19 protein-coding genes are annotated in these 19,331 nt (G+C 45.8%); 10 read left to right on the top strand and 9 right to left on the bottom strand.

Features of this window, described 5'->3' with window-relative positions; translation table 11 throughout:
* Positions 1 to 56 precede the first annotated feature (56 nt).
* Positions 57 to 1,037 (top strand): catabolite repressor/activator, encoded by a 981-nt coding sequence (cra, locus tag PG915_RS21630; RefSeq protein ID WP_353499055.1) that lies wholly within the window; start codon positions 57 to 59, stop codon positions 1,035 to 1,037.
* Between the two features lie 47 nt (positions 1,038 to 1,084).
* Here cra and PG915_RS21635 read toward each other — a convergent pair whose 3' ends face one another.
* Positions 1,085 to 1,264 carry a hypothetical protein gene (locus PG915_RS21635; RefSeq protein ID WP_353499056.1) on the bottom strand — a complete coding sequence of 60 codons (180 nt, stop codon included), beginning with the start codon at positions 1,262 to 1,264 and terminating at the stop codon, positions 1,085 to 1,087.
* A 120-nt stretch (positions 1,265 to 1,384) separates the two neighbouring features.
* The gene (locus tag PG915_RS21640; RefSeq protein ID WP_353499057.1) at positions 1,385 to 2,776 is read right to left on the bottom strand and encodes a glycoside hydrolase family 1 protein; all 1,392 of its coding nucleotides are present in this window, start codon (positions 2,774 to 2,776) and stop codon (positions 1,385 to 1,387) included.
* A 220-nt stretch (positions 2,777 to 2,996) separates the two neighbouring features.
* Here PG915_RS21640 and PG915_RS21645 point away from each other — a divergent pair, with 220 nt between their 5' ends.
* Positions 2,997 to 4,772: an SgrR family transcriptional regulator gene (locus PG915_RS21645; protein WP_353499058.1), complete on the top strand. Its 1,776-nt coding sequence runs from the start codon at positions 2,997 to 2,999 to the stop codon at positions 4,770 to 4,772.
* A 92-nt stretch (positions 4,773 to 4,864) separates the two neighbouring features.
* Here the strand turns inward: PG915_RS21645 and PG915_RS21650 are convergent, their stop codons facing one another.
* From PG915_RS21650 to PG915_RS21660, 3 genes are all read right to left on the bottom strand, one after another.
* Positions 4,865 to 5,131 carry a DUF5062 family protein gene (locus PG915_RS21650; protein ID WP_353499059.1) on the bottom strand — a complete coding sequence of 89 codons (267 nt, stop codon included), beginning with the start codon at positions 5,129 to 5,131 and terminating at the stop codon, positions 4,865 to 4,867.
* Positions 5,132 to 5,305: 174 nt separating this feature from the next.
* Complete coding sequence (locus PG915_RS21655) at positions 5,306 to 5,614, bottom strand: DUF3861 domain-containing protein (protein WP_353499060.1); 309 nt, start codon at positions 5,612 to 5,614, stop codon at positions 5,306 to 5,308.
* A 28-nt stretch (positions 5,615 to 5,642) separates the two neighbouring features.
* Entirely contained in the window at positions 5,643 to 6,149 is a 507-nt protein-coding gene (locus tag PG915_RS21660) for a DUF2798 domain-containing protein (protein WP_353499061.1), read from the bottom strand.
* Between the two features lie 100 nt (positions 6,150 to 6,249).
* Between PG915_RS21660 and PG915_RS21665 the strand changes: the two genes are divergently transcribed.
* From PG915_RS21665 to PG915_RS21685, 5 genes are all read left to right on the top strand, one after another.
* On the top strand, positions 6,250 to 6,681 hold the full coding sequence (locus tag PG915_RS21665) for a MarR family winged helix-turn-helix transcriptional regulator (RefSeq protein ID WP_353499062.1): 432 nt from the start codon (positions 6,250 to 6,252) through the stop codon (positions 6,679 to 6,681).
* Positions 6,682 to 6,843: 162 nt separating this feature from the next.
* Positions 6,844 to 7,113, top strand: a complete 270-nt coding sequence (locus tag PG915_RS21670) for a hypothetical protein (RefSeq protein WP_353499063.1) — start codon at positions 6,844 to 6,846, stop codon at positions 7,111 to 7,113.
* A gap of 215 nt (positions 7,114 to 7,328) precedes the next feature.
* Positions 7,329 to 7,925, top strand: a complete 597-nt coding sequence (locus PG915_RS21675) for a class I SAM-dependent methyltransferase (protein ID WP_353499064.1) — start codon at positions 7,329 to 7,331, stop codon at positions 7,923 to 7,925.
* A gap of 13 nt (positions 7,926 to 7,938) precedes the next feature.
* Positions 7,939 to 8,472, top strand: a complete 534-nt coding sequence (locus PG915_RS21680; protein ID WP_353499065.1) for a DUF6817 domain-containing protein — start codon at positions 7,939 to 7,941, stop codon at positions 8,470 to 8,472.
* Between the two features lie 65 nt (positions 8,473 to 8,537).
* Positions 8,538 to 9,089 carry a GNAT family N-acetyltransferase gene (locus PG915_RS21685; protein WP_353499066.1) on the top strand — a complete coding sequence of 184 codons (552 nt, stop codon included), beginning with the start codon at positions 8,538 to 8,540 and terminating at the stop codon, positions 9,087 to 9,089.
* Here PG915_RS21685 and PG915_RS21690 read toward each other — a convergent pair.
* Together PG915_RS21690 and PG915_RS21695 are read right to left on the bottom strand one after the other, a co-directional pair.
* Positions 9,086 to 10,864, bottom strand: a complete 1,779-nt coding sequence (locus PG915_RS21690) for an ABC transporter ATP-binding protein/permease (RefSeq protein ID WP_353499067.1) — start codon at positions 10,862 to 10,864, stop codon at positions 9,086 to 9,088. The genes PG915_RS21685 and PG915_RS21690 overlap by 4 nt on opposite strands.
* Before the next feature lie 125 nt (positions 10,865 to 10,989).
* Complete coding sequence (locus PG915_RS21695; protein WP_353499068.1) at positions 10,990 to 11,886, bottom strand: LysR family transcriptional regulator; 897 nt, start codon at positions 11,884 to 11,886, stop codon at positions 10,990 to 10,992.
* A 136-nt stretch (positions 11,887 to 12,022) separates the two neighbouring features.
* On the opposite strand from PG915_RS21695, the gene PG915_RS21700 reads away from it, so the two are divergent.
* Positions 12,023 to 12,448, top strand: a complete 426-nt coding sequence (locus tag PG915_RS21700) for a PACE efflux transporter (RefSeq protein WP_353499069.1) — start codon at positions 12,023 to 12,025, stop codon at positions 12,446 to 12,448.
* Between the two features lie 90 nt (positions 12,449 to 12,538).
* Here the strand turns inward: PG915_RS21700 and PG915_RS21705 are convergent, their stop codons facing one another.
* Together PG915_RS21705 and PG915_RS21710 are read right to left on the bottom strand one after the other, a co-directional pair.
* Positions 12,539 to 15,313: a glycoside hydrolase family 3 protein gene (locus PG915_RS21705; RefSeq protein WP_353499070.1), complete on the bottom strand. Its 2,775-nt coding sequence runs from the start codon at positions 15,311 to 15,313 to the stop codon at positions 12,539 to 12,541.
* A gap of 58 nt (positions 15,314 to 15,371) precedes the next feature.
* Positions 15,372 to 16,127 carry a transporter substrate-binding domain-containing protein gene (locus PG915_RS21710; protein ID WP_353499071.1) on the bottom strand — a complete coding sequence of 252 codons (756 nt, stop codon included), beginning with the start codon at positions 16,125 to 16,127 and terminating at the stop codon, positions 15,372 to 15,374.
* Positions 16,128 to 16,655: 528 nt separating this feature from the next.
* Here PG915_RS21710 and PG915_RS21715 point away from each other — a divergent pair.
* Together PG915_RS21715 and PG915_RS21720 are read left to right on the top strand one after the other, a co-directional pair.
* Positions 16,656 to 18,299, top strand: a complete 1,644-nt coding sequence (locus PG915_RS21715; RefSeq protein ID WP_353499072.1) for an ABC transporter substrate-binding protein — start codon at positions 16,656 to 16,658, stop codon at positions 18,297 to 18,299.
* A gap of 50 nt (positions 18,300 to 18,349) precedes the next feature.
* Positions 18,350 to 19,324: an ABC transporter permease gene (locus PG915_RS21720; protein ID WP_353499073.1), complete on the top strand. Its 975-nt coding sequence runs from the start codon at positions 18,350 to 18,352 to the stop codon at positions 19,322 to 19,324.
* Positions 19,325 to 19,331 lie beyond the last annotated feature (7 nt).

A 19,331-nucleotide genomic window follows, 5' to 3' on the forward strand; every position in this document is an offset into this window, starting at 1 on the left:
CATCAGTTAGCTTGGAATTCATTTATATGATCCATCGCACAGAAAAGGATCGAAACATGACACTCGACGAGATCGCCAAACTGGCAGGGGTATCGAAAACCACCGCCAGCTACGTTATCAATGGCAAAGCGCAAAAATACAGAATTTCAGAGAAGACTCAGCGCAAAGTCATGGCCGTGGTAGAGGAGCACAACTACCGACCGGATCACGCCGCATCATCGCTACGTGCGGGACAGAGCCGTTCATTTGGTTTGATCATCCCAGACCTAGAAAACACCAGTTACGCCCGCATTGCCAAGTTGCTTGAGCAGAACTCTCGTAAGGCTGGATTTCAAATATTGATTGGATGTTCCGATGACGATCCGCAAACAGAGAAGCTGGTGGCCGATGCGTTGATTTCTCGTCGTATTGATGCGTTGTTTGTTGCCAGTGCTATTACCGATGCCAGCGACTACTATCTGCCAGTGCAGCAGCGCGGTACGCCGGTTATTGCGATAGACCGAAGCTTGGATGATGAACACTTTAGCTGCGTGATTAGTGAAGATCATGGTGCGGCTTATGAGCTGACTCAGTCGGTATTGGATAGCAAGGTTGATACCGTTGGCTTAATTGGCGCCTTACCAGAGCTGAATATCTCTCGAGAGCGCCAGTTGGGTTTTGAAACTGCAATCAAAGAAAAGCAGCTTAGCTCCGTTGTTGCGTATGGCGATCACTTTAATAGTGATGAAGGCAAGCGAGTTTTCATGGAGTGGATAGAGCAGGGCAACGTACCGGATGCATTGGTCACCACTTCTTACACCTTACTTGAAGGTGTGCTCGATGTCCTGATTGACAACCCGGATTTGATGGGGAAAGTTAAGATAGGGACTTTTGGTGACAATCGCCTACTCGATTTTTTACCACTGCGCGTTAATTCGCTTCCGCAGCAGTTTGAACTCATCTGCGATAGTGCGCTTGAGCTAGCACTTAATGCATCGGCTAAACGCTATAACCCTGGTGTTGAGCTGATTCCAAGAAAGATTAAGCTAAGAAATTAACCAAAAAAGGGAGCCTGTGCTCCCTTTCTACTATTCATTCGTTCTGACTAAAGCTGCTGCGCGCAGTTGATATCGCCTAATGCGGTACAAATCTCTTTTTCACGCTTAGCGTCTTCTTCCATTTTGGTACCAATTTCTTGGTTATTACGATATTCGTTCGACGGAGCACACCCTGCTAGCACTGCTGCTAACGCTATGCCCATTACCACTGCGATTTTCGAATTCATCGTGAACTCCTTGTTAATTTTTTCATAAATTTAACACTGAAGGCGCGCCGAAACTAGACATTTATTGAATGTTTGAGCGCGACTGATGATTTCTTTACCAGTTACAAAAAGCAGTTGGAACTAATCTGACAGTGACTGCCCGTTACTTGAAATAACACCTTGATACCAATAAAAACTCTTCTTGCGTTTGCGTTCTAGTGTGCCAGTACCATCGTCGTGACGATCGACATAGATGAAGCCGTAGCGCTTACTCATTTCCGCTGTTGAGTTAGCCACCAAATCAATCGGTCCCCAACTTGTGAAGCCCATTAACTCGACGCCGTCGGCTACGGCTTCGCGAGCCTGAACTAAGTGATCGTTCAAATAGGCAATACGGTAGTCATCCTGGATTTCCCCGTTTTCATCGACTTCATCACGTGCCCCTAGGCCATTCTCAACGATGAACAGTGGCTTTTGGTAACGGTCGTACAAGAAGTTAAGCAGTACACGAAGACCCTTAGGATCGATGAGCCATCCCCACTGACTTTTCTCAAGGTATGGGTTTGGCACACTATCAACAATGTTGCCAACTTCTTTCTGTTTTGGATCGGCACTCGCACAGCCGCTGGCGTAGTAGCTAAACGAAATAAAATCGACAGAAGCATTAGCGATGGTTTCCAAGTCTCCTTCTTCCATCACAACTTCAATCTCGTTTTCGCGGAAATAACGCAGCATATAGCCAGGGTACTTACCACGAGTTTGCACATCGCCAAAGAACAGCCATTTGTTGTTTTCGTGCATAGCGGCAATGACATCATCCGGATTACACGTGTAAGGGTAGTTTAATGCCCCTAATAGCATATTGCCTATTTTGCCATCTGGAATAATGCGCTTACATGTCTGTACCGCTTTGGCATTGGCGACCAGTTGATGGTGGATCGCTTGGTAGATCTCTTGCTCTGTTGCCCCTTCTTGCAAACCAACACCAGTGAAAGGGGCGTGCAAAGACATGTTGATCTCGTTGAACGTCAGCCAAAGTTTCACTTTGTTTTTGTAGCGTTCAAATACTGTTGTTACGTAGCGCTCAAACAGTTCAATTAACTTGCGGTCACCCCAACCGCCGTAGTTTTCTACCAAGGCGTAAGGCATTTCGTAATGCGATAGGGTGACAAATGGTGTCATGTTGTATTTTGCCAATTCATCGAAAATACGGTCATAGTAGGCAAGGCCAGCTTCGTTCGGCTCAGCATCATCGCCATTAGGGTAGATGCGTGTCCAGGCAATAGAGAGTCTTAAGCAGTTAAAACCCATCTCATCAAACAAGGCAATGTCTTCTGGATAGCGATTGTAAAAGTCGATAGCAATATCTTTGATACCCGGAGTGCGTGCCTCGCGAGTTTGGTGTGGGCTCAGAATACCAGAAGGCAACATATCTGACGTTGATAGTCCCTTACCATCGAGTGTGAATGAGCCTTCAACTTGGTTTGCGGCAATCGCGCCACCCCAAAGAAAATTGTCAGGAAATTGCGTCATAGAAGCCTCTAAATTGATGAGATTAGATGGCGAGCATAGTGAATGCGCGCTTGTTCAATATAGACCTAGTATCCGGCTTAAACAGGAAGATAAAAAGAGCTGGATTTGGTTTATAAATTTCCCCAAAAGTAAGCTCTCCTGCTTTGATGAGGTGTTATTGGTGTTTTTTAGTTATTATAAGGAAATTATAGTTTCAATAACTTCCCTATATTCTAATCTTATGAAAGATGAACGAGCACTGCATTACTACGAGAGGCTACTTAGTCTTGGTACTAAGCAATTGGCCTCCAAAGGCTCAGTCGCCAAAAATGAGTATCACCTGCCGTTATCTGCTGTGGCAGAAGTTTTATTTACGACAACACGGCACGCGAGAACCGTTTTGCAAGCACTCCAACAGCGAGGATGGCTAACTTGGACACCTAAAGTTGGCAGAAACCAGCGTTCGCATCTCATATTACACTTTGACCCCAAAGCCCTTCGCCAGTTATTGGGACGAGAACTGATTGAACAAGGTTATTACGAATCAGCATTCTCCATGCTGCATGGCGATCAAGAGCAGTTCTCACAGCTGTTGCAACAAACCTCTGGAACTATGGTTCGGGAAGGGCAGCTTCATATTCAGCTTACTTATCAGCGTGCGTTTCAACCTATCTTGCCTCATAAACCGCTAAGAAATAGTGAGCGTTTTTTGGTTCGCCAGGTTTATTCATGCTTGACGGCTTGCGACTATGAAGGGAAGGTAACGCCACAGCTTGCTCACCATTGGACGGCCAACGAAGATTATACTCAATGGCGCTTTTATTTAAGGCCAAGATTAGAGTTTCACTCAGGTTTAGCGCTCACCCCTGCAACTGTTGCTCAGCTGTTTTTAAAGCTCAAATCGTTACCTGAATATGACTCAGAACTGGCTCATGTGAGGGCGGTAAACTACGGACATCAAACGGTTACTTTTGAGTTAGGTCGCCCAGACTGCGGGTTTGATGCCTTGATATCGGATTTACGCTATTCGATTCAGCCGCAAACGCAACTTGATGGTTTGACGGAGAGAGTAGTGGATGGATGTGGTGCATTTCGAGTCATCGAACATTCAGATGAGCGGTTGCGGTTGGAAGCCAATGATCGGTTTTTCGATCTTCCCGCACTAACCGATACGGTTACGATTTGGCAGCTTGATAAAACCTCAACTGAACGGATAGAGCTTGAACACCCTCAATCGGAAGGGGGCTCAACACCAAGTGACACGCCTGATGAGTACGGGCAAACTCAAACCCGTATCGAGAACGGATGTCTGTATTTGCTGATGAATGCCAACAGTTCTTCACTCCCTTTAAACGCCTTGCAACGAGCCTACCTTTTCAGTGTTCTCTCCCCATACTTGATATTAGAGAACCCTGATCTCACCCCACTCTCAAGAGCCTCGATTCCTGCTTTTAACATTTTGCCAAGCTGGACCAAAATTAAACGACGTGTTGCGGATAGAGTCACTCTCCCAGAGAGACTAACCATAGCCGTGTACGATCACCAAGTAATACTAGACTGCGCTAATGGCATCAAAGCTCAGTTAGCCTTGTTAGGCGTTGAGTGCCAAATCAATGTATATACGCTTGAGACGCTGCACAGTAAAGCGAGCGAAGGAAAACTCTCAGAAGACATCACTATTGCCAGCTTTATTGTCGATGACAACCTTCCTGTATCTGTATTCCGCTGGCTTTGCTCTGATGCTGTATTAAGGCAAGGGCTTGATGCTCCTGTCTTAAAATGGCTGGATACCCAAATAACTGAAATCAGAGAGCAGCAAAGTCCACGTAACTATATTAAGGAACTAGAGTCTGTTGCTACGAATTTACTGATAGAAAACAGACTTCTACCACTGTTTCACCACAGACAAACACTGCGCTGGGGTAGTGTCTTACAAGGCGTGAGAATCACCGATTGGTCCTGGCCTGATTTTAGGAGTGTTTGGACGGATGAATCAAATGACATTGAAACGACATAAACCAGCCGATTCCTGAACATAAGAAATAGCGATGAAAAGCCCCAGCTATAGTGCTGGGGCTTTTCATTTATCATGTCATAAAGACTGAGGACTTATTTAAGAGGATCATTGTCTGGCAGTACGCTATGGAGCCAAAGTGCCAGTCGTTTTTTGATGTTTTGCCCATCTACTTTATCTTCTGGAAGCGGGACGATTTGGCGAACTTCCACTAAGAAGAGATACAGCGCCCTGGCTTTCATTGATTGACTCGCAGAAGGATCATGAATCGGGTAACCCTGCATTGCCGCCATTTTACACCCTACCTCAAGTGCCTTTTTAAACAACTTGTCTTCGTTTTCTAATTTCGCTGTCTTTGACATACATCGCCTAGATTGATCTATGGGTGAGATTAAACCCTAGCAGTTAAGAGTCGCGTTCGCCGTTAAGTCATTCACTTTTTGATAGAAATGACGTTACTGTTTGTAAAAACTCGAGGTATGTCGTGCAGGGGAAGAGAAAAATGAAAAGCCTCGCAGATACGAGGCTAGATAGGTTTAGTGACCCTTAATTTGATCTTTGATTGTCTTCTTAAGGTTTTGCATGAACTCTTTGAAATGAGGCATGAAATCTGCGAACAATGGGTGCTTTCTATCTTGCATCATCATTGGCCCAAGCAGACGAATGCTTAGTCCTAGGCGCGTTGCGGACTGCTCATCGAGGCTGCTACCTTGCTTCATTTTCTCAATGATTTCGAACATGTCCTCACGATCTTCGATCTCGAACGTCAGCGTTTGAAGTTCACGATCTGCTTTGGTGTTTACTTCTTCGATAGTAATACGGTATTGATTGTGTTTACTGTTCATAGGGTTCTCCAAAAAAACGGTTACTGAATTAGCTTTTAAGAAACTTTTCAATCTTAGGTTTTATAGTCATCGACATAACAATCATGATTGTTAAGCCGATTGGGAGTGCGGCAATAAAGCCGTTAAACCATCCATTGGTAAAATCTGAAGCATCAGAAAATCCAACGGTGTTTGCTGCGGTTATAAACGCCAAAAGGGACTCCATAACCACGGCCATAATTAGACCTGTCACTAAGTTGCGAACATGTTCACCTTTCTCTGGAAGGAGTTTGCTTACGACTTTGGTCATCAGCGCCATCATTCCCATGCCGAGGGGCATCATTACTGTGGCGGCAAGAGCAAATGAAGAGAGCCACTGCTGAATAAATGTGTCGCCGAATCCGACGTTCATATACGTCATTACTGCAGTGAGCGAACCTCCGATTAGGCTCATCATGCTCACCAAAACGAGAACTTTTAGAAGGACAGGCGTTTTCTTGGTGGTCTCTAGAGAGGCGTTTGACTCCAATGGATTCAGTGTTGCTTGTGTCGTCATTTCGATTCCCCAGTCTTGAAATAAGTTCGATTTAAGTTGATAATGTCAACTATAAGTTCAATGGTTGATATTGTCAACTAAATTTTAGAAAGGATCGGTCATGTCTGAAAACACGTCTTTAGAATCTGTCTTTCGTTTGGTTCACTCGCTTAAGCGCCAGATGGCCGAGCAGATAGAAAGTCTCGACTACGATATTGCTCCCATGCATATGCGAGTCATGAAGATCATCACCAAAAAATCACCTTGTACGTCTATCGATGTTGCGCATTATTTAAACAGGGATAAGGCGCAGGTGACTCGGTTGATCAATACGCTAATAGCACAGTCTCTATTGGTTAAAGCGCCCAATCCAAGTGATAAGCGAAGTCATTTTTTGGAGCTTACAGAAGCTGGGCAGAAGGTCATGGCCTGTTTGGCAGATATTGATAAACAGGTACTTGCGGCTATGGCTCAGGGGCTGAGCGAAGAAGAACTGGATAGCTTTAATGCCACCGCAGAGAAAATGGCGAAAAACCTCGAATCGAGCGAGTAAAATAAAGGCTCGAGCAGAAACCATCTAGTGTACTGTAAGCTTTGTACATGCTAAGTCAGTTGATGTCGGTGGCGATCACGGAATGAGTATTAATATCGCCCCGTTTCATTGGCTCTACTATGCTTTTGGTGTAACAGCTCTAAAAGCGATAAGGAGAATGACATGGACTGCAGCTCACTAGCCATCACAATGGATATAAACGGTAGTAAACTGGTTCTTGCCTGGGGACCTAACCAAACGACAGCTCAATGCATCAAGGACTATCACAACATCCAGGCTGACCTAAGTGCACAATCGTATATGCTTTCGGTAAATGACCATAAAAACGCGTCACTCGAAAAACCGATCAGCGCTGAAAAAGCCAGTTCGTTAATGGATCAATGGCAAGCCATCCAAAATGGTATTGATCAGGATTTGGATGTGCATTGGTAGATTCACGCCGATTAGTGCTAAGCCAAAGCGATTGCTTTGGTTTTTTTGTTCGCCTTTACTTCTAAGCTTTTGTTTTCTGTTCTCTTTATTCTATCTAAATTAGACGGTTATCACACAATCCTAGCTATACCTTGCAGTGTTAATCTTGATATCGTGATAGCCAAGCCGTTACTTTAGATGTCTAAGAGTAGTTATTTAAAAATGGATAATTAGGTATGGATAACCACGCAGAAAAATGGAAACGCTACTACGAAAAATCGCTCGCCAAACCTCATGCTAAGCGCACGGAGTTCGCGTTATCTCTGAATGAATCTGGACTTCAGATTGCGGTAGATTGTGGGTGCGGTACGGGTAGTGATATCGGCTATTTGTCTTCGCAGGGTTATCGAGTCTTCGGGTTCGATATTAATGCAGAAGCTGTCGCCATTTGTCGTGACCGATTTTCAGACGATAAGTTGGTTGAGGTATCACAAGATACCTTTGAGAATTTTTCCTACCCGAATGCTGGCGTTGTTATCGCAGGCGCGAGTCTGTTTTTTGCTAACCCCGCAGAGTTTAAACAAACATGGCAGCGTATCAGCGACTCTATTGCTGAAGGCGGCATTTTTGTGGGCGACTTTTTGGGGCAGAGTGACAGCTGGGCGTCTGAGTATCCTTCACAAACCACCCCCCTTACACAACTGGAAGTAGAATCCCTGTTTGAAGACTTTGATGTGATTCGATTTCACGAGCGGAATGAGCCAGGTATAACGGCGATTGGGATTGAGAAACATTGGCATATCTATTCGGTGATAGCAGTTAAGCGTGGTTAGAATAGAGGGCTCGATGGAAAAATTTGAATTATTGAAAGCCTTGGGCGCTGGCGACTTTCAGCACCTTAACGGTAGTTTAGAAGCGCATCTAAAGGGAACGGCTGATTTATTACAACAATGGCACTCAAGGGACGTGTTGGTTGATGCAGGTTTGTTTCATGCTGCGTACGGAACCGCAGGTTTTGATGACAACATGGTGTCATTGAGCCAGCGCCATGAGATTTCGGGTGTGATAGGGGATGAAGCAGAGTCTTTAGTTTACCTCTATTGTAGCTGTCACAGGGAAGAGGTTTTCGCGCAGTTCGGGCATAAAAAATCGATTCTGTTTCGAGACCGCTATACGGATGCGCAATTTGCGCTAACGGATAAGCAAGCCGCCGATTTTTGTGAGCTCACGGTAGCCAATGAACTAGAGCTTGTCTTGGCTGACGCATCATTTAGAGCTAAATATGGCGCTGAGTTATTCGAGCTGTTTCTTCGAATGGACAATTATTTAAGTGATTCCGCTCAGAGTGCTTATCGAGATGCTCTAGCAGAGTTTGATTAAGGTTTGCTTCTCTTGGAGTCCCTCAACCTGTATAAAATCTTCAAAGACCCGAGAATAAGGACGTTATGTTTAAACTTGATATCGATGACACGCTTTCACTAGCTTTGGTTCAACCTAGCTTTGCTGTTGATTACCTTGCGATTGTTTCACGAGACAGAGATTATCTTGCTCAGTGGTTGGTGTGGCCAGAGCATGGCAAGAACCAAGAGTTTTTCGCGCGCTTTATTGAGCAATCTTTACATGACTATGCGCTTGGTAAGTCGATGACTTGCGGAATCGTCTTTAAAGGTGAACTAGTGGGAAATATAAGCTTTAACACCATCAATCACTCACTGAAAAAAGTAGAAATAGGGTATTGGCTATCGCGGCCTCAGCAAGGCAAGGGTATTGTGACCAAAGCTGTGGCGAAAATGATAGAGATAGCCTTTACCCAGCTCAATATGGAAAAAGCACAAATCTCAGCAGCGGAACAAAATAGCCCAAGCCGCCGCGTATGTGAGCGGCTTGGATTTACTCTTGAAGGGATTATCACTCGAGCTGAAAATCTTAATGGGCGAGTGGTGGATCATGCCATTTATGGTTTATCCCGAGAGATATGGAGCGAGCAAAGTCGCTAGCTCGCAAGGTGTTTAAGCTGTAAGTCCACTAAGCGTCGATAAAGTTCACAGGTTTGCAGCAGCGCATGATGATTACCTTTGTCGACTAAACGGCCGTGATCCAATACAGCGATTTGATCCGCGTGCTGAATCGTAGAAAGTCGATGCGCGATGATGATGGTTGTTCTGCCTTGCATGAGTTCCTCTAGTGCTTGCTGAACATGGTGTTCGCTTTCACTATCAAGAGCGCTGGTGGCTTCATCGAGTAACAAGATCTTAGGATCTTTAAGTATCGCTCTCGCAATGGCAATGCGTTGTCGCTGACCGCCAGAGAGTCGCACGCCTCGCTCTCCCAGAAAGCTTTGATACCCTTCAGGTAAATTCATAATAAAATCGTGAGCGTGGGCTTTCTTCGCCGCTTCAATCACTTCAGCATCACTGGCGTTCGGATTGCCGTAGCGAATATTGTGGAACACGTCATTACTGAAAAGAGCAGGCTGCTGAGGAACCAATGCCATTTGCTTGCGAAGTTCATGAGGATCAAAGCGTCGAATATCGATGCCACCTAAGGTGATTTGCCCTGCTTCAGGATCGTAAAACCGCTGCATCAGCTCAAACAAGGTGGTTTTTCCGGCGCCAGAAGGCCCCACCAATGCCAAAACCTTGCCTTCTTCGGCGACCAAATCCAGTGATTCCACCGCTGCCAGTGTAGGTCTAGATGGATAGTGGAACATCACATTGTGAAATACGACTTCTGGCTTTAGTTTGTTTGGTGAGAGTATATCACTTGCTGGGGCGGTAATATGGCTTTCGACTTGTAAAATCTCGACCAATCTTTCCGTGGCTCCCGCTGCACGTTGCAGCTCGCCCATGACTTCTGAAATGGTGGCAAGGGATGAAGCCACCATGATGGCATAAAACACAAAAGCACCGAGATCGCCTGCCGACATCACACCGTTAATCACATCGCTGCCGCCTACCCAAAGCATGCCGGCGATAGCACTAAACACGATCACAATCACGCCCGAGATTAAGATTGCGCGCTGTTTAACTCGGCGGCGACCGATATCATAAGCCCGTTCTACTTCACTGGAAAACGAGGCGCGCTCTTGCGCTTCAAAGCTGTAACTTTGAACCGTCTTGATATGTTCAATGGCCTCTCCTGCATAGCTACCCACATCCGCCATTGAATCTTGGCTTTGCCTAGATAGTGCTCTTACGCGCCTGCCATAAAACAAAATAGGCACTAGAATGAATGGCACAGAGGCAAGCACAATGAGGGTGAGCTTAACGTTGGTCGCAAATAGCATGATGATGGCACCCACGCACATCAAGGCACTGCGCATTGCCATTGAGAATGATGAGCCAATAATGCTTTGCAGTAGCGTTGTGTCTGTGGTGATACGAGACATGATGTCACCGCTGCCATTGGTTTCAAAGTAACTCGGATGCAGCGTAATCACATGGTCGAACACGGCTTGACGAATGTCGGCGCTGACACGCTCACCAACAGAAGAGACTAAGTAGAAACGGAAAAACGTGCCGATAGAGATACACAACGTGATGAGGAGAATGAACTGTATCGCGCTCTGTAGATCAGCCAGTGACTGCTGAGTAAAACCTTGGTCAATGAGAATGCGTACGCCGTGGCCAACCGAGAGGGTCAATCCAGCCGTGACAATAAGAGCCAGCAGTGCGGCGAACACTTTCATTCGGTAAGGACGGATAAAGGCCAAAAGCTCAACTAAAATCCCCAAGTTTCTGCGTTGTTGTTTTGATTGGGAGGGTATTTGCATGGTTTAGACCTTTTATTGAAATAAGTTTGGGCATAACATTTTGTAAATTATAGATACTTCAGTAACCTTCACTTCGATCTACGGTCACGTTTTTATATAATTTTCAGTGACGCTGTCACTTTATGCTATTGCCAGTGGTCATTTACAAACTGGTGCTTTTGTAAAACACTGACCAGCTCGCTAAGTACTGGCCCGTTGGCATGACGTCGAGAGACTAAGCAGCCGACTGTAGTAACCCAGCCGCTTTTTTCATGTGCGACAGGAAGGGCAACCATGCGTTGTTCTTGTATGGGTTGTTTTACCAACATTTCAGGTAAGTTTGACCAGCCGATACCCTGCAATACCATATCGACTAAGTTCTGATGAGTGTTCGCGTACCAAACATTGGTACTTATTCCATAGGTAAACCACAGTTCTTGTTTGTCAGAGCTACGATGTACACATTGGCGATACGCTTTGAGATCCGAGTCTTTAACGATGGGAAGTGTCGCGAGGGCGTGATCTGGTGCGACAACGGTCAGAAAACGAGCTTGCCCCATGACAAAAAAATCCATATCGACACGCAGTTCTCCATCGGCATATACAATGCCTATTTGCGCCACCTCTTCTCTCACCAATTTTTCAACATCAAATGTAGAAGCGGTGATGATTTCAAAGTTGGTGATGGGGTACTGGGTGGCAAGCGGTGTAAGAATCGACAATAAAGCAGAGCTCATCAGGCTTTCGTCCACGGCGATGACGAGTTCGTGCTCATAATCATTAGCCAGTGAATCTATTTTCTGATCGAAATACTGCTGCTGATGAAGAATAGACCGAGCAATGGGCAGTAAAGCTTCACCACTCTCCGTCAACTCTGGCGTGTTTTTCTCGCGGCTGAATAAGGTTTGATTGATGGCAATTTCAAGATTTGATATTGCTTGGCTTACGCCAGATTGGGCGCGATTGAGTTTGCGCGCAGCGGCCGAAAACGAGCCGTACTCACAGACTGCGACAAAAACCTTGAGTTGTTCGAAACTGTACATCGGCAATCCTTAGTCACAAAACAGCGCCCAAGGTATCACGAACTGTGATGGTTGTTAACTTTCTATCTATTGCTGGGTGAGGATAATCAGAGGCGAATTATCAACAAACCAAATAAAAACCAGTGAGGAGTTAACAATGGGAGTGCTTGAGAGAGTCTTTCATTCAGTATTGTTTGAAGTATTAGCCGTGAGCCTATCAATCGCGGGATTAGCAGTATTTACCGACCATGACGTGGCGAGACTGTCAGGAACAATGATAGTCATAGCGACAATGGCAATGTGTTGGAATTATCTCTTCAATCTGATTTTCGATTATTTTGTCAAAGGTGAGCGAGTAGAACGAACTGTGATGGTTCGCGTGGTTCACGTGCTACTGTTCGAAGCGGGACTCTTGTTGGCAACGGTGCCTGTAATGGCAGTGATGCTTGGCGTGAACTTATGGCAAGCCTTTATTATGGATATCGGCGTGACGATCTTCGTGACCGTTTATGCGTTTGTCTACAACCTGACTTACGACCATGTTCGAGTTTGGGTGGTGAGCCAGCGTCAAGCAGCGGTGTAATAGGGATTGACCTAATAAAAACAATTAAAAAGGGCAGACGTTAACGTCTGCCCTTGTTTATTTGCAACTTACCACTGTCGATTTTAGAGCCTAAACCTGCTTGAAGTTTAGGTGATGCAGGGTAAGTCCAGGCTTAACAAAAGACACGTCCAATTCATACCAGCCGGTTTGCAGCTCGACAATGAGGCCTTCAACGTCGACAGGCTTGCCTTCTGTGCCATTCGTAGACAATGACATACTGTAGTTGCCATTGAGGTGCAAACTACAGGATGATTGAGCGAGCTCATTACGGTCATAACTGGCATTCATACTGACTTGGTATTGACCAGCCTTGGTGACGTGAAGAACGATATTGGTATCATTCTTGGTCTCGAGTGCGACCGCTCCATCAATGGTGTGTACAGAGCCTTCTGGCTGCTCGTCACACGCGTTGAACGGTTTAATAGGGTTATAGCGAACTAATGGACGTTGCATCGCCGGGGTACTTAAAATAAATCGGCAGATGTTCATGGCGCTTCGCTGCAACTCGCCAAGAGTCAGTTGACCCGCCTCCAGTGCGCTAAGTGTGTCATCATCCATCGCGTTGCGCTCGGCACCATCATTGTCGACCACCATATACAGGTCGTTCTGAGCACGAACCATGTAGGAGGTATAGGTTTTAGACTCTTCACCTCCGGTGACTGGGTGGTTCATTTTTGCCCACCAGTCAGACATGACAATGCCATCAAATCCCCATTCGCCGCGAAGAAGGGTGGTATTAAGATCATAATGTGATGCGCCCCAATGCCCATTAATTGGGTTGTAAGAGGTCATTATCGTCGTTGCGCCACCTTTTTTCACCGCAATCTCAAATGGCTTAATGTGGACTTCACGAAGAGCACGTTCAGACATGACGGCGTCGACGAAGAAACGCGAGGTTTCCTGATCGTTGGCCGCAAAGTGCTTAATTGTGCCTGATACGCCAGCGCTCTTAAGGCCACTAACTTGTGCTGCTGCCATTGAGCCCGTTAGTAGTGGATCCTCAGAGAAGTACTCGAAGTTACGGCCATTAAGTGGATGGCGATGAATATTAATACCTGGACCAAGTAATGTATCAATTTGGTAGCTCTGCAGTTCACCACCAACGAGATAGAATAGGTGCTCATTAAGCTCGGTGTTCCAAGTGCAACCGAGTAGTGTACCAATAGGCACCTGTGTCGCTTTATGGCCGCTGTCCATGCGAATACCCGACGGGCTATCCGCTGCGGCGGCAACAGGAATACCAAGATCAAACAAGGCATCGCTCACTCCACCAAATGCCGCTGCGGTGCCTGGAGTCACTTTGGGACTGCACATACCCTCGCCGCGTACGATAGTTGCAAGCATGGATGGACTGAACTGAGCAACAAAGTCTGTCAGTGAGGCTTTGCCGTTTGCCACATGCTGCAATTTAATCCCTTTATCACCGGTAAGCTCAATGCTCTCGGGCAGGCGAGACTCAATGCGCGCTTGCATATCGACGTTTCGAGTTGGCACCGATTCGTGCTCAATAGAGAAACGACCATCTTGTGAACTTTGGACAGGCTTAATGCGGAGGAATGACTCAACAGGCGCTGCCGATTCAGAGAGTTGCTCAATAACTTGTAGCGTATCTACGTTGAATGGCGCATCGACTAATGTCGCTTCTCTAACACTACCGCCGAGATAGAAATCATAGCGACCGGCTTCGAGAACATAGCAAGACTTATGACCAGTAACACCGGAGTCATCATAAGACGCTAGCACCTCGAGTGGTACGACGATACGAACCAGTTCAGACTCGTTTGGCGAAAGCATGCGGGTTTTACCAAAACCTGCAAGGCTACGGGCAGGTTTGCCAAGCTTGCCTTGCGGCGCTTCAACATACAACTGCACAACTTCTTTGCCACTGTATTGATTGCCAGTGTTGGTCACTTCAATGTGAAAGTGTACGGCACGTGTGTTGCCGCGGCCTTCGATAGAGTGTGCAATGAGTTTGCGTTTAAACTGGGTGTAGCTCAAACCTTCACCAAACGCATAACGAACCGCTTCGGGTTTGAAAGTGGCGAAGTAGCGATAACCTGAGTAAATATCTTCTTGGTAGAGGTTTTTGTCTTTGTTGCCAAAGTTAGCATGAGAAGGGTAATCACTAAGCTCAAAAGCGATGGTGTCCGCTAGCTTTCCGCTTGGCGATAGGTCGCCCGAAAGAACATCAGCAAGTGCGTGACCACCTTCCATCCCTGCCGCCCAGCTATATAGAACAGCTTTAATGGATTCTGGTTTGGTGACGGACTCCATCCAAGACATATCAACAATATTGGTCACATTGAGGATCACCACTACTGAGTTGAACTGTTCACAAACTTGGCAAAGCATTTGGTATTCAATATCGGTGAGTCGGTAGCTGCCTGCCTCGTCTGAGTTATCTTGGTCTTCACCTGCTGTGCGGCCGATAAAAACGAGAGCATGATCACTTTGCTGGCTCGCACGTTCAATCGTCTCTTTATCGAGTGGCATTTCCTGTTGGAACCAAGGTTCGGCCGCCCAGCCGCCACCGCCATCATCAAACGGGTGCTGATCCAGCCAACTTTGGTAAGCGCTAACCAATTCTTGGTTCACTTCGATACTTGGGTGAGAATTGAGCCCTTCTAGTGCATTGACAGAGTAGGGAACGTTTACTGCACCGCCAGAGCCTGTACCGCTGCGAACAGTATCAATTTGGCAACGGCCGAAAAGCGATACACGACTGCCTGTGTGCAGTGGGAGAGTGTTGTCGATGTTTTCCAATAAAACAATGCCTTCAGCAGCGGCTTGGCGGCTGACGGGCGCAAGGGCTTGCCTTGCTAATTCAATGTTTGTGAAGGGCATAATTGGGTTCCAGTTCCTGTTATTTTCTATCGTTTTTGGGAGCTTAGATTACTAAGATTTAGATAAATGGGTTGTTCAGTTCAAGTCGTTCACGCTGCTCAATTTTCAAGGTGCTCTCGATGTCTGAAAAGTATTGTTGATAGAGCGCTTCATAGTCGCCCGTTTCAAGCACAATTTCACAGCCAAGCTGGAGGCGTGCAGCAAGCTCTGGGTTGTCTGCATTTACGTAGAACACTAAAGGGAAGGGGTACTCGATCATCACCCCGCCGACTAGGCTTACTGGATATTGATTGGCAACACGGCTTTCAAACACTTCAAGTGCTTCATTTGCGCCGAAACAGACAAAGTCGAACTCTCCGTCGGTTAAGCGCTTAAACAAACCATCAAAGTTGCCGCGTTCTACAACAGTAAAGCCGTTGCTTCGAAATAGCTCGGCATCAACCCATGTCTCGGGTACGCCAACGCTTTTATTTTTAATGGCCTCTACCGATGAGAACTCATTAAGCTTATCATCTCGCGCAAATAAAATGCGCTGCCCCAAAAGCTGTTTTGTAACAGACAGTGCAAGCTCGATAAAGCGTTTACCGGCAAATTTAGCATTGCCTTTTACTGTGACGAGTACATCGCTACCGTTGTCGAGAACAGCGCCTTCATCTTTAGCTGAAGGCAAGTCGGTGCGATCGTCAATGATACTGACGTCGCCATGGCTCTCAGCGGTAACAGAAAGCAGTAGATTGAGCACATCAAGCTCAAATTGTTGACGATACGCAGACTTGTTTCCGTTCCAAAAACGTACCGAATTAATCGTTGTCACATTGATCACCAAAAAGTAAGCGGTTTCTTTTTGGATAATATCAGTTTGGAAAAATGGTGGTAGTGAGCAGATCACATAACGGATTAATAGTTTGGTTTGGTATTATAAGTTACTGTTATTAAGATAATAATGAATCATTATGAGCTTAAAATTCACTCACTTATGCATGGCGTTTGCTAGCGATAATGTCGTGAGTCGCATGTTAATCTGAGTTACAAAGTTGCTGAGATCACATTTCTCGAAAGAGACATTTTAAAGAGCTTGAGATGAGCTAATTGATTGAATTGTAAGAGTAATATCTTTGAGTTTTATGCGGTTAATTATTAGTCTTTGAATTTAACCTATTGTTTTTAAATGATTTTATTTATTGTGATCGGCACGGGCTTTTTGGGGGACGTTTTTGTTATCGAGCAATGGATTGCTTAGCATCTTAAGAAAGCGCTTTCATGAAGTGTTACCCCCGAACTGATTCAGTTCCACTTAAATTGAAAATCGCTCGACCCAAAAACAAAACTAAAGGACAAAGTGATGCAAAAGAAAACATTTATCGCCTCAGTGATTTGTGGTGCATTGTTTGCTGGTAGTGCAGTGACTGCACAAGCGGAAGAGATTAAGCAAGGGGGCACACTAACGGTGCCAATCATCAACACTGGTTTCGTTGATAACTTTAACCCATACACAGTGAAGGACATTTATAACGGTACGATGTTTGAACCGTTGATGGTCTTCAACAACATGACTGGTGAAACGCACTGGCGTTTGGCTGAGTCTGCTGACTATTCTGATGATCTAAAAACCATCACTATCAAACTACGTGACGGTCTTAAATGGTCGGACGGCAGCCCTCTAACGGCTGAAGACGTGGCATTTAGTTTCGAGATGACTAAGAAAGCGCCAGCATTCGACCTTAAAGGTATTTGGTCTGGCGGTAACCTACAAGGTATCGACGTTGTTGATGCTCGTACGATTAAGCTTAACCTAACAGAAGCCGACTCTACATTCCTATGGAACCTTGCGGACTACCATATTGTTCCTAAGAAAGTATGGAGCAAAGCTGAAGACTTAACGACCTTTACCAACCCAAATCCAATTGGCAGCGGTCCAATGACGACGGTGAAGTATCTTAAGCCTCAACAAATGGAGCTTTGCCGCAACGAGAACTACTACCTAGATAACCGTCCTTACCTAGATTGTATGACGTTCCGCTCGTACAACGATAACTCGCAAATTCAACCTGCACTTATCAAAGGCGAAATCGACTGGGGTTCAAACTTCATCGCTGACATCGAAAGCACATTTGTTGAGCAAAACCCTGACAATCACCACTTCTGGTACCCAGCGAATGATGCCATTCACCTTTATGTGAACACAAAAGAAGCGCCATTTGATGACATCCGTGTTCGTCAGGCTCTTTCTATGTCACTTGACCGTGAAATGATCGTTGATATTGCGGCTTACGGTTACCCAACAGTGAACTACAATGCGGGCGGTATTGCTGAGCTTTACAAAGCAAACATCGACCAAGGTGTAACCGACAAGTACCGTAACCTAACGACATACAGCCCAGAAGAAGCGAAAAAGCTACTTGATGCTGCAGGTCTGAAAGACGTGGATGGTGACGGCTACCGTGATATGCCAAACGGCGACAAGTTCACATTTGACATTGAAGTCGTTAACGGTTGGACAGACTGGATTCAAGTGGTTCAAATGGCAACTGAGTTCTTCGATGAAGTTGGCGTAAAAGCGAACGTTAAAACGGTTGACTGGGCGGTTTACGACAAGAACCTAAAAGACAGTAACTACAAGATGTCTATCAACTGGTCGATGGTATCGACTAACCCAATTCTAGCGTATCAAGCTTACTTCTCATCTGCGTATGTAGGTAAGATTTGGCATGCTGGTCACGGTGTAAATAGCCCAGAAATCGATGCGCTAATTAATAGCTTCGGTAAGACGGGTGACAAAGTGAAGCAGCAAGAGATCATCTCTGAACTGCAAGAGTTCACAGCGCAAAACCTACCGTTTATCCCGCTGTTCTCTAATGCGACTTGGTTCCAATACAACACTAAGAAAATTGTTGGTTGGCCAAGTGAAGAAAACCCATACATTCAACCTGTATTTTACGATGGTGGTAAGCGAGTCATTATCCTAAATAACTTGCACCTTAAGTAACTCGTAACATTTGGGGTCTCGTCTGAGGCCCCACATTAAAAGGTATTGCTATGTCGTTTTTAGCTCGCCGTTTTGGCTTTTATTTTACTGCGTTTTTAATCGCAATCTCATTTAACTTTATGTTGCCACGTCTGATGCCAGGTGACCCAGTCGACGCTCTGTTTGCTGCTGCTCAAGGCCGTATGGATCCAGCTCAAATGGATGCTGTTCGTGAAATGTACGGCTTCGTTGATGGCAACGTATTTGTTCAATACATTCACTACATCAAAAGTGTGTTCACTCTTGACCTTGGCCCTTCAGTGTTGATGTTCCCAATCAACGTATCTGAGGTGATTGCTATGGCGCTGCCTTGGACTATGTTCCTAGCGCTTGGCTCACTGATTGTGGCTTTGATCATTGGTGTGAGCATCGGTACCTATGCATCTTACCGCCGCGAAGGGTTGTTTGGTCAGGTCGTACCGCCAGTATTGGCTTTCATCAGTAACTTCCCGTACATCGTAACCGCGCTGCTTTTGTTCTACTTCTTCGGTTTGAAAATGGAGTTGCTACCGCTCGCGTACACTTACGACCCTTCTCTAGAGCCGGGTTGGACTTGGGAGTTCATTGCAAGTGTTGCCAAGCATGCTGTGTTACCTGTGGGCTCAATGGTTGTGGTTGGTATTGCGACTTGGGTGTTCAACATGCGTAACGCGATGATCAACGTGTTAGGTGAAGACTACGTCACTATGGCAGAAGCCAAGGGTCTTAGCAGCTTTAGAGTCATGTATCGCTACGCGGGTCGTAACGCTATCTTGCCAGTTGCAACCGCTATTGCGATGGCGATTGGTTTCTCGTTCGCAGGCTCAATCATGACGGAAGTGGTGTTCAACTACCAAGGTCTTGGCAACATTCTTCTCAAAGGTATCGTTGCTCGTGATTACCCGCTAATCCAAGCCATTCTGCTTATCTTAGTGACCGCAGTACTAACTGCTAACTTTATCGCCGATCTTTTATACGTTTGGCTTGACCCACGAATTTCCAACTAGGCCGTAT

Source organism: Vibrio sp. CB1-14 (genome assembly GCF_040412085.2).
Classification (GTDB): domain Bacteria; phylum Pseudomonadota; class Gammaproteobacteria; order Enterobacterales; family Vibrionaceae; genus Vibrio; species Vibrio chaetopteri.